Raw genomic sequence first — 22,607 nt, forward strand, 5'->3', positions numbered from 1 at the left:
GGTGGGTTAAAATGCTGACAACGCATCGAAAACATGCAGCTAAACATATTTCGTGTGCTGTTATCACAGTTAGCGATACAAGAACAAAAGAAACCGATAAAAGTGGAAAGAAAATCATTGATTTATTAACAAATCATGAACATCAAGTGAACTTTTATGAAATTATATCAGATGATGAAGATCATATTCGGAAGACAGTAGAAACAACGGTTTTCAGCGGGGAAATCGAGGCGGTTATTGTAAATGGCGGGACAGGTATATCTCACCGAGATGTCACCATCGAATCGATTGAGCCATTATTTGAAAAACAGCTTCCAGGCTTTGGAGAACTGTTCAGACATTTAAGTTTCCAATATGATATTGGAACGGCCAGTATCTTATCGAGAGCGATTTGCGGGGTTCGTAACCATTGCGTTATTTTTTCCATTCCAGGGTCAACTGGTGCGGTAACATTAGCAATGGAAAAAATCATTTTGCCGGAAGTCGGACATATGGTCAGAGAAATCCATAAGGACTTAGAACAGAGATAAGAAGGATGTTTCATATGAGAAAGTATTCTATTTTTATTGTTATTTTAATTTTGCTTGCTGGAGGATGCTCTCAAGGGGGTGGAAGTGAAACCGAATTAACGATCTCTGCTGCTGCAAGTATGACAGCAAGTTTAACAGAACTGACGGAAATGTTTGAAGAGGAATATCCTGACATTCACATTTCTTATAACTATGGCGGTTCTGGTTCATTACGGAAACAAATTGAACAGGGAGCTCCGGTTGATATTTTTCTTTCTGCGTCAAGTGTTGACTATGAAAAATTAGCTGATCAAGACAGTGTGGATAATGGAAAAGCAATACTTACAAATCAACTCGTTCTAATCAAACCAAAAGAAGGGGATATAGCCTCTCTGAATGATTTTATGGCAGGAAATCAGGTAATGGCAATCGGCACACCAGATGCAGTTCCAGCAGGTTCCTATGCAGAAGAAGCGCTGCAAGAATTAGACGTATGGGAGCAGTTGGAAGAGCAGAGCCGGCTTATATATACGAAAGATGTTACGCAGGTGCTTACGTTGGTAAAAGAAGGCGCTGCAGACGTTGGAATTGTGTATGCCAGTGATGTAAATGACGAAAAAGATGTAACAGTCGTCCAAACCTTTGATTCAAGCCTGCACTCTCCAATTGAGTATTATATTGCTGCGCTTCAAAGTGAGGAAAAGGAAGAAGGCGTGGAGCAGGCAAAAGATGCTTTCTGCCAATTTATATCTAGTGAAGCAGCTAATGAAGTATTTGAAAATAATGGATTTCAACCAGTGGAGTAGGTGAGTAGCATGCAATGGTCATGGCATCCTGTTCAATTATCATTTTATGTAGCAACCATCGCAACTGTAATTGCATTTCTTTTAGCCATTTTATCTGCTTTTTGGATCATTCGTAAAGATAGAAAAGGGAAGGCAATTATAGAGACAGTCTTTTTTCTGCCATTGGTGCTGCCGCCGACAGTTGTAGGCTTTTTTCTTATTATGATATTCGGTACAAATAGCTGGATTGGTCAATTCATAGAGGATATAGCTGGCAAGAGTATATTGTTTACATCGACAGCAGCAATCATTGCAGCAATCGTTGTCGCCTTTCCATTAATCTATCAATCCATCAAAACAGGATTTTTAGCGGTTGATAAGGATATCGTAGGGGCTGCGAAAGTGGATGGTGCGGGAGATTGGACTGCGCTTATAAAGGTAATCCTTCCGCTGTCGTATCGTTCCCTTACTACAGGTGCGGTGCTTGGATTTACAAGGGGATTTGGAGAGTTCGGTGCCACATTGATGTTTGCTGGAAATATACCTGGAAAAACGCAAACCATCCCAACCGCGATTTATTTGGCAATAGAAACAGGAGAAACAACACTTGCTTGGTATTATGTTTTAATTAGCATTGGTTTATCTTTTTTACTGCTGTTAATCATTAATCGAATGAAACCAAATGATTAAAACGCTGGCAGAGCCCGTAAGCTGGCAATACAGGCTCTATGGATTGGAGTAAATAATCATCTTTACGCATAGGGAAAAAGGAAAGCGGAGTTCTCCTCTGAATTATCTTTTATAATCTCCGCTTTTACCGCCGCTTTTTTCAAGTAAGTAGGTTTGGCCGATAACCATGCCTTTGTCTACTGCTTTGCACATATCGTAAACGGTCAATGCGGTTACGGAAGCGGCTGTTAATGCCTCCATTTCGACCCCGGTACTTCCCACTGTTTTTACCTCCGCATCGATGAGAAGCTCATACATTTCCTTATCCGTATGGACCCATTCAAAAGATAAATCGACGCCGCTAATAGGAATTGGGTGACACATTGGAATTAAAGAGGAAGTTTGTTTTGCCGCCATAATTCCCGCAACCTGGGCAACGGACAATACATCTCCTTTTTTAATTTTTTGCTGTGTAATATTTTCATAAACGATTTGATTCATCTGTATACTGGATCTTGCAATGGCTTTTCGAGCTGTTTCATTTTTGTTAGAAATATCGACCATTTTTGCTCGTCCATCGTCATTAAAATGAGTGAAATTTGCCATGTTCGTCACCTGACTTTTCTTTTAGATTACATAATAAGTTTAGCTTAAGCTACTATTAAATTCAATATAGGCAGTAAAAGGAATCCGGAATATAAAGGTGGAATACGTTTAAAAGGGTGATGAATGATGGAACGAAAAAAACAATCTGATTTCTTAAATGATATTAAGTTACTTATAAAATTTAATGTACTAGCCGCAAATGTTCTTCCGGTAATAACAGGCTTTGTGTTGGCTATTTATATAACAAATGCCAGATTCTATAATTATTGGTTTCTCTTTATACTTGCTCTCATTGGATCGACTTTCGTGATGGCCGGAGCTTTGATTATAAATAATTGGTTTGATGCCGATATTGATTCCAAAATGGAGAGAACGAAAAAGCGGCCGACGGTAACAGGACATTTTACGGACAAACAAGTATTAACACTTGGTATTGGTACAACTGCGTTGGGATTTATCCTCCTTCTTGCTGTTAACTTGGAAACCACTTTATATGCATTTATCGGCTGGTTTACGTATGTTGTTTTATATACAATGTGGTCGAAAAGAAAATATACGCTAAATACAATTATTGGCAGTATTTCTGGGGCTGTTACGCCGCTGATTGGCTGGGCGGTTGTGGATTCGGCGGTTCATCCGGTTCCTTTGACGATTTTCTTACTCCTATTTATTTGGCAAATTCCACACACCTTTGCTATCGCAATAAAAAGAAGTGAGGAGTATCGTGCGGCAGGAGTTCCGATGCTCCCTGTAGTATATGGATTTGAAATGACAAAAAGGCAAATGCTTGTATATATTACCTGCCTGCTGCCGTTACCATTTCTTATAGCACAATTAGGAGTTCTCTTTATCGTTATTGCTGCCATTCTTAACGTTAGCTGGATTATATTAGCGCTTGCCGGATTTTGGATGAAGGATGTTCGAAAATGGGCGCAATGGAATTTTTTATATTCGGTTAATTATTTAGTCATTATATTTCTATTACTTATCTTGGCTACTTTTCCGGTTTCACTTTAATGCAATAATGAAGTTACCCTTTATCAAATGACAAGACGATATGAAAGTATCTGAAAAACTTAGGCTTTCACAAAGAACTTCGCGATAAGCCTAAGTTTTTCAATTATTATTTACTTGTTTTAGAGTCATTCATTGTTGGCAAAGTGATTGTTTGATAAGGAAATATTAAATCAGGATTTCGGATCTGATCTTTATTTGCCTGATAAATAGCTTGCACTTCTTTCGCTATCTGTGCATTTGCTTGTTCTCCTGGATAATTCCTTTTTGCGATATTCCATAGATTATCTCCGGATTGTACAGTATAAGAGGATACCTCTGGTTTTCCGCGGTTTTCTACTAATTCAGTAGTAACTTCTAAACCGCGCCCCGTATCAATACTGCTGTCGCCAAAAGTGTAGACGGTTGTATACTCAGAAGGTATTTTACCGTCGGCAATTGCTTCAGCAAAGCTGCTGACTTCTCCATTATAGACTTGTTCAAAAACGCCGTCATTGTCATCTGTTGCAATGTCGGAATTTAAAAGATACGTAGCTACGTGTTTTTGACTTCTATTAGACAAATGGTATTCGTCGTAAGTGTAGAAATCATCCGGCTCCCAGCCAGCTGATTCTGGATTATAATACTCGCTGTCTATGGAGTAATGACCATAACCTCCATAGGTGTCTTCTGCTTCATTAGCAGGGAAAATATCACTGTTATCTTCAGAAGCTAAGGCGTAGCCATAGGCTGGAACCCAATCGGATACAAGATAAAAGCCCATGCTTTTATATCCGAATTCTTCAAAACCTTGTTCATCAATATTTTCACGCAGCTGTTGATTATGTCCATAAATCACTTCTACATCATCAGGAGTGCTGTCAAGTGCAAGATAATCTTCTACTTTTTGAACGACCTGCTGGTTTCTGATATCACTGAAATCGGTCAGATTCGTACGTTCATCTTCAAAACGGTTTGGCAGTAGTATATATTTGGCACCGCCCTCGACAAGATTTTGAACCATTTCAAGAGAATAATCACTTGCAAGCTCTGCTGCAGGCTCTACTCCCAGATCTTCTACAGCATATGTATCATTTCCGCCGATGCTGATAATATAAAGAGCCTCGGGGTCAGCTTCTCCGTGCATATCCGCCAGAAACCTTTCTGTCTGTTCAACACCGCCCCAGCCTTTTAACCAAGAAGACCAGTTGGAATGCTCTTCTCCCGTACTTGCCATGTCGCCGCTAAAAGCTCCACCTACCGCATAGTTGATCAGATTGTCGTAATCTCCAGCTAATTCGTTTGCGATATATTCAGAAAAGACCCGTCCGTTGGAATAGCGTCCTTTCCAGTAGTGATCTTTATCTGCTTTGATATACATTTCATCAGCGGGATCATATCCTTCTGCCGGCTGAGCCTTCATTGCTCTAGGGGATAGAATCACACCGATTAGAAGTGTGGATAGAAAAGTCAATAAAAGCTTATTTTTCATTATATCTCCTCCTTGTATTTTCTAAGCTGCTTTGACTGACAAGTGTTTATGTAACTCAATTTGAGCTAGTACATATTTTATATCTAATATACATTTCGGTACATCAAACACTTATATGTAAATGTATCATAAATCATGAAAAATCCTTAAATGAGTATATTCAAGGTATCTCGACATATTGCCAGTTATGTTGAGATAATTAAATATAAACTTCATACAGTAATTATTTTATAGATTTTATAAAGAATATCAGTGATTATTCTAGAAAATCGTTTTTTTCTCTATTTTATCGCAGAAACAGGAGAAGGAAATTTTTTCGAAGAACGGATTTTGATTGTGATAGAAATAACATCATATGCTTAAGTTTAGTTGCTTAACGGTGTTTATTAAAAATAAGAAAGGGGAATGATTATTAAAAGAAGAAGGGAGGAGGTCAGACAATGCTTTGGACCATTTTAATTGTTATTCTGGTTTTATGGCTGCTAGGCTTCATTGGAGATATAGCAGGAAACCTAGTGCATATATTATTAGTTGTAGCTTTGATTATACTAATTTATCGACTTATAACTGGCCGTAAATCCTAGATAAGTTTTTTTAATAACCGATAATAGGGAAAAATTACGGTAGTTCATTATATTAAAATTGTCAATACTGTCATTTTTAATGTAATGAACGCCGAATACACAGTTGTACAATAATACATAGATAAGATAATTTTACTGTTAATTCTCTTTTAATACATTTGGAAATATCGTTGGTTGAAAAGGAAATGAAGAATGATATCGATTACCATATTCGTATAGGGAAAACTGATAAAGTAGATTTTGATAAATTCACAAACCATTATATTTATATCTTCTTTTAGACGCTTGTCATTAAGATTGTATAGATAAACTCCCCCTCTATAACAGGTATGATTGCCTGGAAATTAGTGATACCATAGAGAGGGTGTTCTATCCTATTTTATAAATTTACAAGATCCTGCCAGCAGACACAATTCTTAAAATCTGCTGAATAAAAGATTCTTTTAGAGTCTTAAAGCAAAATAAATTTGAAAACTTCTACCTCATATTAAAGCGCAGTCCAGCCGCCGTCAATAACCAGTTCAGCTCCAGTCATAAAGCGTGATTCATCCGATGCAAGGAACAGCACACCATATGCCACATCTTCCGGATTTCCGAAGTAAGGAAGCTGGGTGAATGTTTGATAATAAGGGGTTGCATCCGCAAAGGAATCTGCCGTCATTGGTGTTTCAATGATACCAGGGTGAACGGAATTGACGCGGATTTTATCTTTGCCATATTCTACAGCTGCAGATTTTGATAGAGATCGTAAAGCGCCTTTAGCAGCAGTGTATGGACTTGAACCAGCCATCCCAACAATGCCTCCGATAGAGGAAATATTAATCAGGGAGCCGCCGCCGGCTTTTTGCATTTCCGGAATAACGTATTTCATCCCGATAACACAGCCGTTTAAATTGATATCCATGACTTTATTCCATTCGTCCATCTCCATTTGTGCGATGGTTTTCGGACTGGATACACCTGCGTTATTTACGAGCACATCAATTTTTCCATAATGTGTTACAGCTTCCTGGATAACTTGTTTCCATTCATCCTCTGATGTCACATTATGTTTTAGGCCGATGGCATCTCCGCCATTTTCTTTAATTTCGTTGATTACCTCATCTAATACGTTATCATTAATATCTGTTGCGACTACTTTTGCTCCTTCTTGTGCAAAAAGCTTTGCTTCTGAAGCTCCCATTCCATTAGCTGCCCCGGTGATAATTGCTACTTTCCCTGTTAATCGTCCCATTGTAATCATCCTTTTCCATAAATTATATACTCTGTCCATGCAAGCTTGTTACACACTCCTGTCTTGCCTGGTAGGAGAGTGTAGTAATATCTATTTTATTCCATGCGATCAGCAGCATTAAAGCTGCTGAATATCGTCCGGCCCCCAATAAGCATGCATTGTTGCAATTTTCCCGTTGGAATCAAATGTCATGACATCGGTGACGTCGATTCGGATTGGCTGGCCTTCCTTTTCTGTGTGAACCGCAAATGTAATGGCTGCTGCGTTACGATAAGATCCGCGCGGCGGCGCCAATAGCTCCAACCTGGCGCCGGATATGCTTTCTTTGTAAAATGCTTCCACTTCTTTACGTCCTGTTTTTGGCGGTGTGCCAACAGGATCCTCCACACTTGCTTCATCCGAAAATAAAGCTATTAAACGTTCGATGTCGTTTGCGTTGAAAGCATCAACATATGCGTGTAATGCTTTTTTCATGGTGGCGTTGTCCATCAATACGATGCTCCTTTGCTTAATTGGAATGATCCTTTTATAAAGTCAACCCGCCGTCAACGGCAAGAACAGATCCAGTCATATAGCTGGCACCTGGGGAAGCCAGAAAGGCAACCACATCAGCAATCTCATCTGGTTCGGACATGCGTCCTATAATCGGAAAGTCAATTTTCGGTGTGTTTCCGGTTTCTTCCCATGTTTTTTGGAAGCCGGATACCAAGTTTGTTTCCACACCGCCAGGACAGATCGCATTGATGCGGATTCCTTTATCGGCATATTCTTTTGCAGCTGATTTTGTCAAGCCGACCACGGCATGCTTGCTTGCAGAATAGACTGCTAAGCTGTGTTCCACGCGCAGTCCTGAGCTTGACGATGTATTGATAATTACACCGGAACCTTGTTCTTCCATGATTTTTAATACATATTTCATTCCCAGGAATACCCCTTTAAAGTTGATGGAAACGACGCGATCGTATTCTTCATCCGGGATATCCGCCAATAAATAAGGCTTTTGGATGACACCGGCATTGTTGAAGAAGACATCAATGCGGCCATAGGCTTTAACGGCTTCTTGTACATAATTCTGCACGTCTTCACTTTTGGAAACATCCGCTTTGACAAAAATGCCTTCTCCTCCTTGTTCCTTCACCAGGCGAAGTGTTTCTTCTCGGGTTTGCTCATTGAAGTCAACTAAGACTAATTTCATGCCCTGCTCAGCCAATTTAAGGCTGGAAGCGCGTCCCATCCCGCTTCCAGCACCAGTGATAACTGCAATTTGTTCTGCTTCAGACATACATCATTTCTCCTTATCTATTCTGTATTCTTTTAGATTATCTACCATTTTTTTATAATATCCATGCAGCTCATGTAATTCTTCATCGGAAAAATTTTCCATAAGGAATCGGTCAGTGTGGAATACTTTTCATTGATTTGGTCAAGCACCTCGGAACCTAAGGGAGCTGTCAATTAATTGGATTCCCTTTACATATTTTTGCTTTTCAGACAAAGCTAATTTCACATAAGAACTGGGCTTTTGCCCATTTAATGAATACCTGCGTCAGCCTTCTATAACTTGCACCATATATGATATTATGATGAATAACAATGAAAGGGAGCGATATTCAATGGATTTAAAACTAACAAACAAAAAAGTACTTGTTTTAGCATCCAGCAGAGGCATTGGCAGAGAAATTGCCAATAGGTATGCGGAAGAAGGGGCTTCTGTTATAATTACCGGCAGAAATGAAGATACTCTGAAAAAAACAGCAGCTGAGCTTTCCAATCAGACGGGCAGCGAAGTAATTCCGTTTGTTACAGATGTTTCGAAAAAGGAAGATATCGCCCGTTTATTTGCTTTTGTGAAGGAACAGTTTGGCGTGCTTGATGTATTGATAAGCAATGCAGGAGGACCGCCGGTTATTGATTTTGAATCCAGTGAGGAAACGGACTGGTATGATGCCTTTGAGTTAACCTTGATGAGTGCTATCCGGGCGATGAAAGAAGCGATTCCTTTGATGAAGACGAATGGACAGGGGAGAATCTTATACATCGCCTCTACTTCTATTAAAGAGCCGATCAGCGAGCTGCTGCTGTCTAATATTTTTCGAAGCGGTGTCCAGGCTCTTTGCAAATCGCTGGCAGCGGATTATGCGGCAAATGATATATTAATTAATATCGTAGGACCAGGAAAAATTGATACGGACCGGTTACGGAGCCTCGATGAGAAAAATGCGGAAAAGAATCAGGTTGCATTAGAGGATTGGAAAAATAAAGTCCAGGCGTCGATACCAATCGGCCGATACGGCACGCCGGAGGAATTTGCAGATGCGGCCGTCTTCTTAGGCTCCTATCGAAATACGTATGTTACCGGACAGACATTATTGATAGATGGTGGTGTGGTTAAGGCTTATTGATGATGTGATTTATTTCATTTTTAATGGTTTTAATTCAGCTAGAAAAAATAATCTGTTGGACAAGGCTATTCTATTTATAACGAATGTAAAAACGCTTCTTTCCTTTAACCTGAAGGTGGGAGCGTTTTTCTGTTGGTTTACTAATAAGCTTAAAAAAAGAGGGGGGTATTTTGTAGAGGAGGCAAGAGAGGATATCCTTGTTATGAAGACCGGGATATAGCAATTTCCTATGGTGAACGTTCTGATTTAGAAAATATCAAACAATACACAGAACAAGAGCAACCAGACTTATGAGGTGAAAAACTCAGAAGAATGATCCCTGTGAGTGATTGTCTTGCTGTGAGATTGTTAAAAAACGTCACGCTTACTTCTGAGGCTCAACAGGTTCTTTTTGAATCAGCGTACTAAGAATCCTGCCTAATGCTTCAGATGGATCCTCTGAAGGCGGCACCCCATTTTCTTCGATGTTTTCAATGATTCCATTTAGCCGCTTGCAGCGCGAAAGTTGATTAGTTAATTGCTTTTTAGAGATTTTTAAAAATAACGTTGTACCATCTTTGAATATGATATCACTTCCATCGCTTTTTTTTATGATTTTGGAAACATGCTGGTAAAAAATCCATACACACTTTTTATTGGAAAGCCCCTGCGTCGGAAATACAATAATTCCCCGGGCAACGCTGACGGGGACAGGGGTTTTTTGTGTATAACTTGTGTAATGAAGAACAGAAGCTCTTCTCCCAGCATAAGAAGACAGATTTTTTATGCAGTTCTGCTCAATGATTTCAAAGGGTTTTTCTTTGAAAGTAAGCATATGTTCATTATTTGATTCAAGGACTTTTGATGCGGATTTGGATGTTGTTCCTGGCAATATTGCCATGGTTTTCCCGGTTATTTCATAAATAGGTGCCATGACAACCCTCCTTGTGTTTATATTTTTAACATATTATGTATCTTATAAAAATAGTTTACCATATTCAAAATAATAAATAAACATAAAATGTTTTTATTTTTCAAAAATTAATAACTATTATTTTTTAAAAATGAATTTTATAATTATTTCTATGCAATCAGAAAAATTACTGGACCTGTCTAATTTGTGTGCTTCTAAGAGGCCAATCTAGCATTTGCCTGCATAAAAAGAACCCCTCATAAAGCTTTAGCGCATTACGAAGAGGTTCTATTGCACATCTATTTCAACGAAACCTGATACCGGTATCAACTGCATCTGGTTAAGATGCTTCTTCAACCGCTTCATCAGGTATTTCAATGTCATCAACATTATTTACATCATCATAGTTTACAAGAATATTTATATCTACATTGCCGGTTTCATTTTCAACGGAGAGGTTGTATTCTAAATTCTCAATATAGAAATCCTTCTTGTTTACTTCAAAGGTGTAATCTAAAGTCATGTCCTCATCAGCAATATCCGAACCGCCTAACAGAATATTGAATGGGCCTTCAAATGCTTCATAAATATCCCGTTCAAAGCCATCATAATGAAAGGTGTAGGTTCCGCCTTCCGAATCAAATTCAGCATAATCAATGACAGCTTCCAGGACAGAAACAACCTCTCTGTAGGATGGGCTGAATAAAGGTTCATTTTCTTCCGCTTCTCTCATTACCCAAGGATTATCTGCTTCCTGTGTATAAATTTCCTCGCCGGCACGATACGTTTCGATGGAGGTTTCTTCTCCATCCGCTTCCGCTGTAGAAATCTGATGCAGTGCTGTAGGGTCCTCTGTCACTTGAACTTCTATGTTATAGCTTGTCGTTCTGGTAAGGTCAGATGTATCAATTGTAAAGTCAGCTGCGTATTGATTCACATCACGATGGGAACTTAGTACATTTTCAACAACCTCATCTTCACTTGCTTCCTGAGAACAAGCAATCAAAAAGAATAGCAGGGAAATAGAAAGCAAAGTGTATATCTTTTTCACGTTTTCACCACCTTTCTTAAATATGGGTGAATTATCTCAAACTCTAACTTATAGTCTATAACATTCACAAAGGTTTTGTAAATTAGCTGCAACATCAAAATGTATGCGATTTTTTCTTTATTTTGGGAAAATAAACCTTTTCTAACTCTGGAAAGGAAAACGATTGTTAGCTATTTTCCCTTTTCTCCTCCATGAATTGCGTATACAGTATTTGAATATATTTTCGCTTATCCTCTAATTCGGTGTGCAGTAAGGCGTTCTGATAGGAATTCATGACACTTTCCATCAAAAATAAATTGGGATTCTCTGATTTTAGCTGTTCTAGTAAAAAGTGATGATAATATGTCAATTTATCATTTTTCAGCTTGTCCACTTTGCTGTTTAACGCTGTTAAAGTTTGCTGTAATTCGATTTTGCTGTCTTGCTCTCCAGCATCTTTTATCTGATGGTAGGGAAGAAAATAGTCAGCCTGTAAAAAGGGCGGATGTAAGTTTGCTCGTTCAATCTGCCCGAGAGCAAAATAAATCGTTTCTTCTATCGGAATTTCTGTTTTGTTGATATCCATTAATATTTTAGAGGTTAAATGGATGGTGCCGAAGCAGGTAACCGCATCGTCATAGGCGTGTTTTTGTTTCTTAGCACCGAACACGTCACAAATCCGTTCAGCCATCCACGTGACTTCCTCCAGGTATTGCTGGTTTAGGAATTCTTTTAATTCTTGATGTGCTGTATCTGAACTGGCCAAAGAAGCGAACAAGGCCATCAGGTTATGTTTTTTATCAATATGAAAACGGGCAGCAATCTGTTTAACAAAAACCTCTTTGTCTGAGGAGGATTTTCCAAGAGCAAGCTGATGGCGGTCGTGGATAACTTCCTCCTTGATAAATGACAAAATGGCCATTAAGCATTCCGTTTTGGAAGAAAAATAATTATAGAATGTTCCTTTTGATACATTGGCTGCTTCTAAAATATCCTGGATTGGAGTCGCAGAAAACCCTTTCTTAATAAAAAGCGTTTGTGCAGCTTCAATAATTTGTTTCTTTTTCTTGTTCATGTAACCGTCCCTTTATATAAAATTTTGCGAAAATAGAATAGGTGTACAATATTTATGATAGTCTACATCCCTTGATATATCAACATTTTAAAATCATTGAAAGATTTATGTTGCATTTATTGGACTACAGGTATAAAATAGTTAAGTCTTAAGTGAGAGGCTGCTTTGAAACAACAAATAAATGTTTTTTAACCCTCTTCTTAATGCCGTTATTTGTATGTCAGAAAAGCACTACGCAGCATAGAAACGTATTTCAGTGCAACAAAAATTTTAACATAACAGACAGAAGGAAACATGATTTTTCCTATGGAGAGAAAGTGAGGGTATATAATGACAGACATAAAAGAAATGCATAAACAACCGCCTTACGGGATGATTGCTATTTTATTTATCGGGGCGTTTGTAGCTATTTTAAATGAAACATTATTAAACGTAGCACTGCCTTCAATAATGACAGAATTTGAAGTAAGTCCGACTACGGTTCAATGGCTGACGAATGGATATATGCTTGTGAACGGAATTCTTATTCCGGCAAGTGCGTTTTTGATTCAGCGTTTTACAAATAGAAAGTTATTTTTAACCGCAATGACATTGTTTACATTAGGTACATTAATAGCGGCTATTTCACCGACCTTTTCCATTCTTTTACTGGCAAGGTTGATTCAGGCAGCAGGATCAGCAGTAATGATGCCATTGCTTATGAATGTCATGCTGACTGCTTTTCCAATTGAAAAGCGCGGTACGGCAATGGGAACTTTCGGTCTGGTAATGATTGTGGCGCCGGCGATTGGGCCAACATTATCTGGATGGATTGTGGAGCACTTTGATTGGAGAACGCTATTTTATGTGGTCTTCCCAATTGCTGTGATTTCCTTATTAATCGGCGTATTCAAGCTGAAAAATATTACGCCCCAGCGTGGTATCAAGCTGGATGTTCTATCAATTATTTTGTCCAGCTTAGGATTTGGCGGTTTATTGTATGGATTTAGTTCAGCAGGAGATTCAGAGATGGGATGGAGTCATCCGGCTGTCTATATGACATTGATTGTCGGTGTAATTAGTATTGTCGCGCTGATTCTTCGTCAATTACGTATGGAAGATCCAATGCTTGAGTTCCGTATTTTCCGTTACCCGATGTTTGCCTTATCTTCAGCCATTTCTGTTGTATTGGCAATGGCATTATTTTCAGGAATGATTTTAATTCCGTTATATGTGCAGACTGTCCGCGGATTTACACCATTTGAAGCAGGGCTGCTCATGCTTCCTGGCGCGCTTGTGATGGGGATTATGTCGCCGATTACCGGACGTTTATTCGATAAATTCGGTGCCCGTACATTAACGCTTGTCGGGCTTACGATTACAGGTGTGACAACGTACTTCTTTACACAGTTGGATTTAGAGATTACGATCACATCGCTTATGGTCATTTTTGCGCTTCGTTCCTTTGGAATGTCGATGGTAATGATGCCTGTTATGACAAATGGGCTAAACCAATTGCCGATGCATCAAAACCCGCACGGCACGGCGATGAACAATACGCTGCAGCAGGTATCTGGAGCTATCGGATCGGCCTTGCTGATTACGGTGATGAACAGCCGGACGAACAGTGAGGCAGAATCGCTTGCTGAGGAAGCAATGAAAAATATAGATCCGTCACAAATGCCGACTGGTGCAGCAGCAGAGCAGATGCAGACAGAAATAATGAATGAGGCAATGCTTCACGGCATTAACTTCTCGTTCTTTATCTCCTTGTTGATTATCGGTTTAGCATTTATTCTGGCGCTGTTTATCCGGAGAGTAGGCACGGACGGGAAAATCATTACAAAATCAAGAGCAGAATAAGAAAGCAGAAAACTATCATCTGATGGACGGGTGATAGTTTTTTATGCATGGAGACGTTATTCGCATGTTAAACTAAGGAAAGGGTTATTCATTTGATTTAAAATCTGATCAACAAAGAAAGCAGGAATAGAATGATTCACATATCAAAAGTACATAAGCAAGGCAGTGCTCCGACAAATGAAGATGCCTATGTAGAAAATTTGGGAAGAAAGCTGTTTGCAGTGATTGACGGGGCAACTGGAGTAGGAGGCTTGCCAGGGAAAATAGCAGCAGAAACCATGCAGCATCGCTTAGATAACACGAATACTGGTGCTTCGTTCATCGACTTGATTCATCAAGGAAATAGAGATTTGGCGGAGAGGACAAAACAGGAGCTGGGTCAGGAAATCAATGCCATTTCAAAAGAAAAACGCAGCACCTGCGGGATTGCAGCAATACAAATACATGAAACGTATATGGAGTATGCACAGTCCGGGGATTGCATGATTTTTGTAAAGTATCAGGATGGCGGAATACAGGCGCTTTCCTATGATCATGTTATGCGACTGGATGAAAAGGTAATCTCTGATTTATATGAAGCTATTTCCGGGAGAATCGGCGCAGATGTCAGTGGAGAAGCTTTTCAAAAGGTCTATCAAGAGGAGAAAGAACAGGTTATTCCTGCATTGGCAGCGAATCGAAGGAAGTTAAATACAGTTCAGGGTTACAGCATTATGGATGGTACAGCGGAAGCGATGGATTTTTTAAGTTATGGAAGAATTCCGCTTCAACAGGTGGAAAAGGTTCTGCTGCTTACAGATGGGATGCAGCTCTATGGAGTGGATGGCGATGTTTGGAGAGATACGGCGATGTATGCGATGGAGTATGGCATTGAACGGTTGTTGAAATATGTTGTACAGCAAGAAGAAAGCGATATCTATCTGCAAAGGTATCCGCGGTTTAAGTATGCTGATGACAAAACGGCAATACTGTTGGAATGCAGCGATGAAGAGAGAGGTTTCATCGAAAAATCGAAATAACCTGGCAGCAGTTCATTTCCACGGAAAGTGATATCGCTACAATATGCAACAAGAGAAGTGTAAAGCGAAGGAATAGGGAAACTGCTTGAGGAAGTTCAATAAAAGAAGCTATACTAAAGGAAGCAGGCTTCATTTAAAAGAATAGAGCAACAGGTAACAATAAGAAATTTTAGGGGAAGCAAGATTTTTCTGAGGAGGATCTGTATGTATAATGAACCACTTTTTTTAGAACCGGTTTTGCAGGAAAGAATTTGGGGAGGAAAGAAGCTTCAAACAGAATTCGGTTATTCGACGCCTTATGAACGTACGGGCGAAGCGTGGGTTATTTCCGCTCATCCGAACGGACCATGCCAAATCAAAAATGGACCGCTCGAGGGCAGGACACTTCAAGATGCGTGGGAAAACCATAAGGAATTATTTAATAGAGCAGAGGCTGCAGGAGAGACGTACCCGCTTTTAGTTAAAATCCTGGATGCGAATGAAAATCTTTCTGTTCAAGTTCATCCGGATGATATCTATGCCCAGAAACAAGAGGGCGTTCCTTATGGAAAAACAGAATGCTGGTACGTACTGGATGCGGAAGAAGGAGCAGAATTAATCTTGGGCCATCATGCCGACAGCCGGGAAGAGCTGAAGCAAGCAATGGAAAATGGCGAGTGGGATACGCTGTTAAAACGCGTGCCTGTAACCGCAGGAGATTTTGTCTATGTGCCAAGCGGAACCATTCATGCCATTGGTGCAGGAATTGTCATTTTAGAAACACAGCAAAGCTCGGATATTACGTATCGTGTCTATGACTATGACCGCACGGATACCAGCGGGGAGCCAAGGGAATTACATCTCGAACAGGCTGCTGAAGTAACCAATGTACCTCATGAAGATCCGAGTGTGGGAACACTTCAGGAAGCAATAGAGGATTTGACAGTCCAAAAACTTGTCGAGGAAACTTATTTTACGGTCTATCATTGGGATTTACAAGGAGACGCCATGATGGAAAGAGATAAAGATTTTCTGCAGGTGAGTGTAATCAAAGGAGAAGCTTCGATTACGATAGATGATAAAACCTTCTCTATTGAAAAGGGAAATCATTTTGTTATTCCTCATACGGTAAAAGCATTTTCTTTAAAAGGAAATGCGGAGATGGTTGTGTCTCATACGTAGCAGGTGAAGGGCATTGAAAAACAACCCGTGTTTATTGAGCAGTCTGAAGTGAATGAAGGGGAAACAAACATTTCCTGGTAATTAATAAATGAAGAAAAGAAGTGGAGCTGTACACTCCTGTATCTGTATGCAGCTCCATTTCTTTTACATTCTTATGTATGCGAAGTAGATTTTATCTTTGTGACTGTTCTGGCAATATCGTCCGCATCACAAATAATGCGCGAGATCGTTTCTGATATTTCTTTCGGACTTTGATGCATTCCAGTTTTTATCCATTCATTTAATACTTCTATCGTACCGGAAACTTGAAAGGAAACATTATACTTTTCGAAATCAGCATTTTGAAGGACGCCATGCCGCTTTCTGTCTTCCAGTTCTTTTTCTGTAATTTTTTCTTTTACTTTTGACAGCAGCAGGCTGCTTCTTTGCTCATTCATAAATAGTTTAAAAATCTTCTGGTTTTGAAGAATAGCTTCTGCTACTTTTTCCATAAATTCTGTTAGCGTAATAGACTGACTGCCGCCGTATAGTTCATCAATCCACTGCAAAAGCTGATGTAATAATTCATTTTCTAACTGGTTGTAAAGGTCGAATATATCTTGGTAATGTAAATAAAAGGTTCCCCGTCCTATATCCGCTAAATTGGAAACTTCTGAAACGGTTATTTTCGTTAATTCTTTTTCTTCCAGGAGCGTTAAAAAGGTATTTTTAATTGCTTTTTGTGTTTTTTTCGTACGTCGGTCCACCATCTTTTTCATCCTTTCTAAACACTATTTGAGAAACTGTTTATTTATTTACAGATGAACAGAAATTGAATATTGTTCCTTTATTAATGCGATTATATAATACATGTATACATTAATAAACAGATGTTCATAAAAGTATGTAAGAAGAGGCGGATAACATGGTTCAAAATAAACGTTCTACAGCAAAAAATATTGTAATTATTTATGCATATCCAAATGATAACGGATTTAATTCCGCTATTTTTTCAACCGTAGAAAAGAATATTTCATCAAAGCATCATGTGAAGGTTATTGATTTATATAAAGATAAGTATAATCCGGTTTTATACTTTGATGATACACATAAAAGAAGAAATTTACAGTTCGATGAAGAAGTAAAAGGATATAGAGAAATAGTGTCATGGGCAACGCATCTTATTTTCATTTTTCCAATCTGGTGGGGCGGAATGCCAGCTATTTTAAAGGGATTTATCGACCGTGTTTTTGCAAAAGGATTTGCATATGAATATAAAGGTATTGTACCAGTCGGTCTGTTGAAAAATAAAACAAGCTGGATTATTACAACCCACGATACCCCTTCATTCTATGCGAAAATCGTACAGCAAGATTATGGAAAAGTGTTAAAGAAGCAAGTGCTTAAAATGTGCGGCATTACACCAACAACAGTACATACCATGTCTTTTTTAAGATATACAAAAGAAAAGAGCAGAAAAAGGTTTTTACAGCGAATGACAAAAGAAGCGCAAAAAATCTAAGTAATGCTTGAAATAGAAACTGGAGGATTATCATGCAATCGACGAAATACTATTTAGAAAAAATGAATGTAACGAATATCAATATAAAGGTTCTTTATAATTATTTAGAACAGGAATTTGGCCGGGGGGAGTTATTTCCCCGTTTTGTGATACGGCGTAATTTCAAAAAGAGCATTTGGGAAGCTGTCTATCTTACGGATGGGCAGGAAAAATATGGCTATGCTATTTATCAGAAGGCGCCTGGGTTTAAAGGTGTTTTTATTGCATATCTGGCTATTCTTCCAAAATATCAATCAAAAGGCCTTGGCAGTGAACTCATTCGTCAGTTAAATGCGTTGTTTCCTGATGGTATTTTACTGGAGGTGGAGGATCCGGACGCTGCGAAGGATGAGAAGGATCAGGCAACGAGGCTTCGGCGAATCCGCTTTTATGAAAGAAATGGACTGGCTGTGAATCCGGATATGAAGGTAAATACGTTTTTTGTCCCATTTCGAATGATGGATAATTTAGGTGGGACAGAGGCTTATGATATTTCTTTTTATCAAAAGCTGTATAATCGTATTTTGAGATTGCCGTTAGGGAGTATATTTATTAAGGAGAATCGGTAATATGCCATCATGCAGGTAAATGAAAGAAAGAACTGTGTACAGCTTGATTAGCAGCAAAAAAGAAGTCGGAGCTCTGTTTCCGGCTTCTTTTTTTCAATTTCACAGCCTAAGGATGAAAAAGAACTTTCACAGCGTCTATTTCTTTATGAATAAGCTGTTGGAAAATCTCAGGACCTTTCTCCAGCGGAAGATGATGAGAAATCATCGGCTTTACATCTAGCTGTCCTGTTTTCATATAATAGAGTCCCGTAGTCCATTCCTTCCCTGGAAAAGGTGCAGATAATGCATTCCAGGCACCTAAGATCCGCAATTCATTTCGGACGATTCTTTCAAAATAATAGCGATGGAGGGTAATATCGCCATAGGGAATACCTAAGTATAAAACCTCTCCACCTTTTTTAGGGAGCGCTAGCACCTGCTCGCTTGTCAGGGGAGAACCTGCTGATTCTACGGCCAGATCAACACCAGAGGAAGCGGTATGTTTTTTTATAACCGTTTCTGTATCTTCTTTCAGCGGGTTAATCAGAATATCAGCGCCCAGCTGTTTAGCGATTTTTAGTTTGTTTTCATCAATATCAATGGCGAAAATGGTTGCTGATCCAAAAATTTTTGCCCACTGCACGGAAAGAAGCCCAATACTGCCAACGCCCATGATTGCTACTGCTGCACCTGGCTGGATAGAGGTACGGTAAAAACCGTGCAGCACGACAGAAGATGGTTCCAGCAGGGAGGCAGTGTCAAAATCAATTTCATCCGGGAGCGGCAGCGCGTGAGATGCAGGCAAGACCACGTATTCGGCATAAGCTCCCGGCTGTTTTGCGCCAATAACCGTCAGGTCTGTACAGCGGGTTGGAAATCCCTGTCTGCAGTAGATGCAATTCCCGCAGGCAAAGGTCGGGCAAGCAGCTATGCGGTCGCCTTCTTTCCATTGTGTTACCGCACTGCCCATAGCAGCTACCACTCCTGAAAATTCATGGCCAAAAGTGGTTCCTGGAACATAAGGACCAAGCTTTTTATAGCGGGATAAATCTGAACCGCATATGCCGGCGGATTGTACCTGAATAAGAATGTCCTCTTCACGAATAATTTGAGGAATAGGTGTATCTTCTTCATAACGTAAATCCTCTATATCGTATAAATTTAGAGCTTTCAAGTCAGAACTCCTCTCTAATGCGATTGATTTGATTTCTTACTTCTTTTTACTAAGAAATAGGCAGCAATACCAACGACAATGGAATTGAAGATAACCTGGTATTCAAAATAAAATTGACTGATGCCGCGCATTGGACCGAGCATAAAATCTAAAAACATATCAACCATATTAAAACCTCATTTCGATTTATATTTCAGACACTTTAATCATCCAGAGGGGTGAGCATGACTTTTATGGCTTCCCCGCTTTTTATTGCCTGGTAAGCTTCATCCCACTGATTGATAGAATATGCATGTGTTACGAGGCTTTTTGCATCTACTTTGCCTTCTTTCATTAATTGGATGGAGGGTTCCCAGTCAGCAGGCTTTTGACTTCTGCTTCCGACTACCTTTATTTCCTTTTGAATGACTTTTTCCATATCAAGGGAAACCTGAGCTTCCGGGAAAATACCAATTTGCGCATAGTGTCCTTTTTTTCTTAATAAATCAAGACCTTGGTTGGCAGCGTGAATCGATCCGGAGCACTCTAAAAGTACATCTGCACCGTACCCATCTGTCAGTTCATTTACTTTGTTTTTCAGGTTTTCTTTTTGAAGGTTAATGACATAATCGATGCCAATTTCTTTTGCTTTATCCAGACGAACCTGATCATTTGTCAGGCCGGCAATTAAAACGGATGCACCATTGCTTTTGGCTACTTGGGCTGCCAGTAAGCCGATTGGACCTGGCCCGAGAACAATGACTAAATCACCCTCGCGAATTTCTGTTTTTTGGATAGCGTGATATGTGCACGCCAAAGGCTCTGTCATTGCAGCAGACTGGTCATCCACTTCTTTTGGCAGGTGGTGAAGGCTTTCTTCACGCGCGATAAGATACTTAGCAAAGCCGCCATTTATTTGGCTTCCCAATCCTTTACGGTGATTGCATAAATTGTAGTCTCCTGATTGGCAATACTTACATTCTCCGCAGATATAGAAGGTAGTTTCTGATGTCACGCGATCTCCTACTTTAAACTTGGTAACGCCATCTCCAATCTCTGCGATTTCTCCAGAAAATTCATGTCCTAAGGTAACTGGAGCCGCGACTTTATAATGTCCTTCGTAGGTATGGATATCGGAGCCGCAGATACCTGCCCAAGCTACTTTGATTTTTACATGAAGACTGGATACAACAGGCTCCTCTACATCTTGCATGTGTAAATTCCCATGTCCCAGTTCTGTTTTTACAAGAGCTTTCATGATCTATTCTCCTCGTATTATATATTTTCAAATCAACTATATAGAAAAGCAGAAAAAAGATGATATATAAATTAATATTAATAGTTGCCGCTAGAGAAAAACACTACGCTTTCCGTGGGCTTGAGCTCAGCCTCCTCGAAAAAAAGAAGTTCGCTTTTTTTCTGCGGGGTCTTCCCTCCGCTTTCCCACAGGAGTCTCCGCGTTTTTCTTCCGCTAGTCTCTGTTCTCAATCATCATTTCGTCAATATTTTAAGAAAACAAATGTGTAATTTTTTTCTTCAATTTATATAGAATCTCGTTTCATGAAAGAATGAAGATACCTGGATAATATTTCGTAATACTATTATTTTCTGCTAGTTCTATATCAAAAGTAACCACTGATACAAATCAATCTTTTCATTAATTAAATAAGTCAAAGAATCTCCAGATTACCCAGTTAACGATATTACCTCCCTGGTCAATGCTGGACACCTGTGCAGAACCTTCCGGAAGATTAATGTCTGCACGCATTGCCATATCCGTGAACAATGGAGCGATATCCGTTGCTACATAGAGGGAAACTGCTATCATAATCGAGCCGACGATAACAGAGTGAATAATATTTCCTTTAGAAGCTCCGACAACAAAAGCTATAACAAATGGAATGGTTGCCAAGTCTCCAAAAGGAAGCACGGCATTACCTGGTAAAATAACAGCAATCAAAACAGTGACTGGCGTTAAAATCAAAGCCGTAGCAATAACTGACGGATGTCCTAGAAGAACAGCAGCGTCCAGACCGATATTGATTTCACGGTCGCCGAAATGTTTATTGAGCCATGCACGTGCTGATTCGGATACAGGCATTAATCCTTCCATCAGGATTTTTACCATTCGCGGCATCAGTACCATAACGGCAGCCATCGAAATACCAATATTAATAATTTCACCGACACCGTAGCCGGCTAAAGCGCCAATCGCAGCACCAAGAATCAAACCGATAACCATGGAATCCCCAAATACCCCAAAACGTTTTTGGATGGAGTCTGGATCGGCATGAAGTTTATTGAGACCAGGAATTTTTTGAATTCCTTTAACCACAAAAATAAAAGGCGCATACGAAATCGTACTTCCTGTCGCCACGGAGACGCCGGGCATTTCATAAAAATCACGTACCATCGGCTGCGTCCAGTCTGCTATTTTTAAACAGACGATTTGGAATAAAGTTGCCGCAATCAGTCCTTGCACGATACTGCCAGATACGGTATAAACAATCGCGCCCATAAAGGTATAATGCCAGAAGTTCCAAATATCAACGTTCATCGTTTTCGTTGTTTTTGTTAATAGCATGACAACGTTTACAACTAATCCTAACGGAATAATAAAAGCAGCAATCGTCGATGCCCATGCAATAGATGAAGTAGCCGGCCAGCCAATATCAATGGTATTTAAGCTGACACCGAGTCTGTCTACCATTCCTTGTGCTGCAGGGCCGAGGTTTAAGGTCAACAAGTCGATGACAAGGAAAATACCTACAAATGCAACACCGATCGTCAGTCCAGAACGAAAAGCTTTTCCAGGCTTTTGGCCGAATAAAAGTCCAAGTAAAAAGATGACAACGGGCAAAATGACAGTAGCTCCCAAGCCTAGAAATGCTTGTATAAAATCAACAAAACCTTGCATTAGTTTTCCCTCCTATGGGTTAGGATGCTGCTCTATTCCTTTTAAGGGGATGTTCAAAAAGTCCAATAAAAATGACACGGCGAGGAGAGGAACTTCTACTAAGAACACCCACGTCCTGTGGGTAACGTAGAAGCCACCGCATCCTGCGGAAGTGCG

Annotated in this window: 24 protein-coding genes; 11 read left to right on the forward strand and 13 right to left on the reverse strand. The window is 39.6% G+C overall.

The window, feature by feature from the left end:
• Positions 1–11: 11 nt before the first annotated feature.
• Genes BN997_RS03840 through modB form a run of 3 tightly spaced genes read left to right on the forward strand, consistent with a single transcriptional unit; the run spans position 12 to position 1,984 of the window.
• On the forward strand, positions 12–530 hold the full coding sequence (locus tag BN997_RS03840) for a MogA/MoaB family molybdenum cofactor biosynthesis protein (protein WP_042529818.1): 519 nt from the start codon (positions 12–14) through the stop codon (positions 528–530).
• A 14-nt stretch (positions 531–544) separates the two neighbouring features.
• Complete coding sequence (modA, locus tag BN997_RS03845) at positions 545–1,315, forward strand: molybdate ABC transporter substrate-binding protein (RefSeq protein ID WP_042529820.1); 771 nt, start codon at positions 545–547, stop codon at positions 1,313–1,315.
• 9 nt (positions 1,316–1,324) lie between these two features.
• On the forward strand, positions 1,325–1,984 hold the full coding sequence (modB, locus tag BN997_RS03850; protein WP_084612838.1) for a molybdate ABC transporter permease subunit: 660 nt from the start codon (positions 1,325–1,327) through the stop codon (positions 1,982–1,984).
• A gap of 102 nt (positions 1,985–2,086) precedes the next feature.
• On the opposite strand, the gene moaC is transcribed toward modB, so the two are convergent.
• Positions 2,087–2,569, reverse strand: coding sequence for a cyclic pyranopterin monophosphate synthase MoaC (gene moaC / locus BN997_RS03855; RefSeq protein WP_042529824.1), 483 nt, complete (start codon positions 2,567–2,569; stop codon positions 2,087–2,089).
• A gap of 123 nt (positions 2,570–2,692) precedes the next feature.
• Between moaC and cyoE the strand changes: the two genes are divergently transcribed.
• Positions 2,693–3,586 carry a heme o synthase gene (cyoE, locus tag BN997_RS03860; RefSeq protein ID WP_338112876.1) on the forward strand — a complete coding sequence of 298 codons (894 nt, stop codon included), beginning with the start codon at positions 2,693–2,695 and terminating at the stop codon, positions 3,584–3,586.
• A gap of 106 nt (positions 3,587–3,692) precedes the next feature.
• Here the strand turns inward: cyoE and BN997_RS22095 are convergent, their stop codons facing one another.
• Positions 3,693–5,054: an SGNH/GDSL hydrolase family protein gene (locus BN997_RS22095; protein WP_052484895.1), complete on the reverse strand. Its 1,362-nt coding sequence runs from the start codon at positions 5,052–5,054 to the stop codon at positions 3,693–3,695.
• Between the two features lie 440 nt (positions 5,055–5,494).
• Between BN997_RS22095 and BN997_RS22840 the strand changes: the two genes are divergently transcribed.
• Complete coding sequence (locus tag BN997_RS22840; protein WP_139089005.1) at positions 5,495–5,638, forward strand: lmo0937 family membrane protein; 144 nt, start codon at positions 5,495–5,497, stop codon at positions 5,636–5,638.
• A 487-nt stretch (positions 5,639–6,125) separates the two neighbouring features.
• On the opposite strand, the gene BN997_RS03870 is transcribed toward BN997_RS22840, so the two are convergent.
• From BN997_RS03870 to BN997_RS03880, 3 genes are all read right to left on the reverse strand, one after another.
• Complete coding sequence (locus BN997_RS03870) at positions 6,126–6,872, reverse strand: SDR family NAD(P)-dependent oxidoreductase (RefSeq protein WP_042529828.1); 747 nt, start codon at positions 6,870–6,872, stop codon at positions 6,126–6,128.
• A gap of 117 nt (positions 6,873–6,989) precedes the next feature.
• On the reverse strand, positions 6,990–7,361 hold the full coding sequence (locus BN997_RS03875; protein WP_175296998.1) for a nuclear transport factor 2 family protein: 372 nt from the start codon (positions 7,359–7,361) through the stop codon (positions 6,990–6,992).
• A 37-nt stretch (positions 7,362–7,398) separates the two neighbouring features.
• A complete protein-coding gene (locus BN997_RS03880; protein ID WP_042529832.1) occupies positions 7,399–8,154 on the reverse strand; it encodes an SDR family NAD(P)-dependent oxidoreductase in 756 nt (251 codons plus the stop codon).
• Positions 8,155–8,485: 331 nt separating this feature from the next.
• On the opposite strand from BN997_RS03880, the gene BN997_RS03885 reads away from it, so the two are divergent.
• On the forward strand, positions 8,486–9,274 hold the full coding sequence (locus tag BN997_RS03885; protein ID WP_042529834.1) for an SDR family oxidoreductase: 789 nt from the start codon (positions 8,486–8,488) through the stop codon (positions 9,272–9,274).
• A gap of 364 nt (positions 9,275–9,638) precedes the next feature.
• On the opposite strand, the gene BN997_RS03895 is transcribed toward BN997_RS03885, so the two are convergent.
• The 3 genes from BN997_RS03895 to BN997_RS03905 all read right to left on the reverse strand — a co-directional run bounded on the left by BN997_RS03895 (position 9,639) and on the right by BN997_RS03905 (position 12,271).
• Positions 9,639–10,187, reverse strand: a complete 549-nt coding sequence (locus BN997_RS03895; protein WP_042529838.1) for a competence protein ComK — start codon at positions 10,185–10,187, stop codon at positions 9,639–9,641.
• 319 nt (positions 10,188–10,506) lie between these two features.
• Positions 10,507–11,217 (reverse strand): DUF6612 family protein, encoded by a 711-nt coding sequence (locus BN997_RS03900; protein WP_042529840.1) that lies wholly within the window; start codon positions 11,215–11,217, stop codon positions 10,507–10,509.
• A gap of 166 nt (positions 11,218–11,383) precedes the next feature.
• Positions 11,384–12,271, reverse strand: coding sequence for a TetR/AcrR family transcriptional regulator (locus tag BN997_RS03905; protein WP_042529842.1), 888 nt, complete (start codon positions 12,269–12,271; stop codon positions 11,384–11,386).
• 330 nt (positions 12,272–12,601) lie between these two features.
• Here BN997_RS03905 and BN997_RS03910 point away from each other — a divergent pair, with 330 nt between their 5' ends.
• The 3 genes from BN997_RS03910 to manA all read left to right on the forward strand — a co-directional run bounded on the left by BN997_RS03910 (position 12,602) and on the right by manA (position 16,293).
• Positions 12,602–14,113: a DHA2 family efflux MFS transporter permease subunit gene (locus tag BN997_RS03910; protein ID WP_042529844.1), complete on the forward strand. Its 1,512-nt coding sequence runs from the start codon at positions 12,602–12,604 to the stop codon at positions 14,111–14,113.
• Between the two features lie 131 nt (positions 14,114–14,244).
• Positions 14,245–15,132, forward strand: a complete 888-nt coding sequence (locus BN997_RS03915) for a protein phosphatase 2C domain-containing protein (protein ID WP_042529846.1) — start codon at positions 14,245–14,247, stop codon at positions 15,130–15,132.
• A 204-nt stretch (positions 15,133–15,336) separates the two neighbouring features.
• Positions 15,337–16,293: a mannose-6-phosphate isomerase, class I gene (gene manA, locus BN997_RS03920; RefSeq protein ID WP_042529848.1), complete on the forward strand. Its 957-nt coding sequence runs from the start codon at positions 15,337–15,339 to the stop codon at positions 16,291–16,293.
• Positions 16,294–16,445: 152 nt separating this feature from the next.
• Here the strand turns inward: manA and BN997_RS03925 are convergent, their stop codons facing one another.
• On the reverse strand, positions 16,446–17,042 hold the full coding sequence (locus BN997_RS03925; protein ID WP_042529851.1) for a TetR/AcrR family transcriptional regulator: 597 nt from the start codon (positions 17,040–17,042) through the stop codon (positions 16,446–16,448).
• Between the two features lie 155 nt (positions 17,043–17,197).
• On the opposite strand from BN997_RS03925, the gene BN997_RS03930 reads away from it, so the two are divergent.
• Positions 17,198–17,794, forward strand: coding sequence for an NAD(P)H-dependent oxidoreductase (locus tag BN997_RS03930; RefSeq protein ID WP_042529853.1), 597 nt, complete (start codon positions 17,198–17,200; stop codon positions 17,792–17,794).
• A 32-nt stretch (positions 17,795–17,826) separates the two neighbouring features.
• Entirely contained in the window at positions 17,827–18,402 is a 576-nt protein-coding gene (locus tag BN997_RS03935) for a GNAT family N-acetyltransferase (protein ID WP_042529855.1), read from the forward strand.
• Between the two features lie 106 nt (positions 18,403–18,508).
• On the opposite strand, the gene BN997_RS03940 is transcribed toward BN997_RS03935, so the two are convergent.
• From BN997_RS03940 to BN997_RS03950, 4 genes are all read right to left on the reverse strand, one after another.
• Entirely contained in the window at positions 18,509–19,555 is a 1,047-nt protein-coding gene (locus BN997_RS03940) for a galactitol-1-phosphate 5-dehydrogenase (RefSeq protein ID WP_042529857.1), read from the reverse strand.
• Between the two features lie 14 nt (positions 19,556–19,569).
• The gene (locus tag BN997_RS23075; RefSeq protein ID WP_175296999.1) at positions 19,570–19,722 is read right to left on the reverse strand and encodes a hypothetical protein; all 153 of its coding nucleotides are present in this window, start codon (positions 19,720–19,722) and stop codon (positions 19,570–19,572) included.
• Between the two features lie 35 nt (positions 19,723–19,757).
• Positions 19,758–20,792: a zinc-binding dehydrogenase gene (locus BN997_RS03945; protein WP_042529859.1), complete on the reverse strand. Its 1,035-nt coding sequence runs from the start codon at positions 20,790–20,792 to the stop codon at positions 19,758–19,760.
• 399 nt (positions 20,793–21,191) lie between these two features.
• The gene (locus BN997_RS03950; protein WP_042529861.1) at positions 21,192–22,451 is read right to left on the reverse strand and encodes a PTS galactitol transporter subunit IIC; all 1,260 of its coding nucleotides are present in this window, start codon (positions 22,449–22,451) and stop codon (positions 21,192–21,194) included.
• Positions 22,452–22,607: the final 156 nt, after the last annotated feature.

The organism is Oceanobacillus oncorhynchi (assembly GCF_000821065.1).
Taxonomy (GTDB): Bacteria; Bacillota; Bacilli; order Bacillales; family Amphibacillaceae; genus Oceanobacillus; species Oceanobacillus oncorhynchi.

Bases quoted from the DNA above. Each gene is read 5' to 3' on its own strand.
- BN997_RS03885 (WP_042529834.1), top strand. From the start codon at position 8,486: ATGGATTTAAAACTAACAAACAAAAAAGTACTTGTTTTAGCATCCAGC.
- BN997_RS22840 (WP_139089005.1), top strand. From the start codon at position 5,495: ATGCTTTGGACCATTTTAATTGTTATTCTGGTTTTATGGCTGCTAGGC.
- BN997_RS03875 (WP_175296998.1), bottom strand. From the start codon at position 7,361: ATGGACAACGCCACCATGAAAAAAGCATTACACGCATATGTTGATGCT.
- BN997_RS03880 (WP_042529832.1), bottom strand. From the start codon at position 8,154: ATGTCTGAAGCAGAACAAATTGCAGTTATCACTGGTGCTGGAAGCGGG.
- cyoE (WP_338112876.1), top strand. From the start codon at position 2,693: ATGATGGAACGAAAAAAACAATCTGATTTCTTAAATGATATTAAGTTA.
- BN997_RS03930 (WP_042529853.1), top strand. From the start codon at position 17,198: ATGGTTCAAAATAAACGTTCTACAGCAAAAAATATTGTAATTATTTAT.
- BN997_RS03925 (WP_042529851.1), bottom strand. From the start codon at position 17,042: ATGGTGGACCGACGTACGAAAAAAACACAAAAAGCAATTAAAAATACC.
- BN997_RS03915 (WP_042529846.1), top strand. From the start codon at position 14,245: ATGATTCACATATCAAAAGTACATAAGCAAGGCAGTGCTCCGACAAAT.
- modA (WP_042529820.1), top strand. From the start codon at position 545: ATGAGAAAGTATTCTATTTTTATTGTTATTTTAATTTTGCTTGCTGGA.
- modB (WP_084612838.1), top strand. From the start codon at position 1,325: ATGCAATGGTCATGGCATCCTGTTCAATTATCATTTTATGTAGCAACC.
- BN997_RS03950 (WP_042529861.1), bottom strand. From the start codon at position 22,451: ATGCAAGGTTTTGTTGATTTTATACAAGCATTTCTAGGCTTGGGAGCT.
- BN997_RS03840 (WP_042529818.1), top strand. From the start codon at position 12: ATGCTGACAACGCATCGAAAACATGCAGCTAAACATATTTCGTGTGCT.
- BN997_RS03905 (WP_042529842.1), bottom strand. From the start codon at position 12,271: ATGAACAAGAAAAAGAAACAAATTATTGAAGCTGCACAAACGCTTTTT.
- BN997_RS03935 (WP_042529855.1), top strand. From the start codon at position 17,827: ATGCAATCGACGAAATACTATTTAGAAAAAATGAATGTAACGAATATC.
- BN997_RS03870 (WP_042529828.1), bottom strand. From the start codon at position 6,872: ATGGGACGATTAACAGGGAAAGTAGCAATTATCACCGGGGCAGCTAAT.
- moaC (WP_042529824.1), bottom strand. From the start codon at position 2,569: ATGGCAAATTTCACTCATTTTAATGACGATGGACGAGCAAAAATGGTC.
- BN997_RS03895 (WP_042529838.1), bottom strand. From the start codon at position 10,187: ATGGCACCTATTTATGAAATAACCGGGAAAACCATGGCAATATTGCCA.
- BN997_RS03945 (WP_042529859.1), bottom strand. From the start codon at position 20,792: ATGAAAGCTCTTGTAAAAACAGAACTGGGACATGGGAATTTACACATG.
- BN997_RS22095 (WP_052484895.1), bottom strand. From the start codon at position 5,054: ATGAAAAATAAGCTTTTATTGACTTTTCTATCCACACTTCTAATCGGT.
- BN997_RS23075 (WP_175296999.1), bottom strand. From the start codon at position 19,722: ATGGTTGATATGTTTTTAGATTTTATGCTCGGTCCAATGCGCGGCATC.
- BN997_RS03910 (WP_042529844.1), top strand. From the start codon at position 12,602: ATGACAGACATAAAAGAAATGCATAAACAACCGCCTTACGGGATGATT.
- manA (WP_042529848.1), top strand. From the start codon at position 15,337: ATGTATAATGAACCACTTTTTTTAGAACCGGTTTTGCAGGAAAGAATT.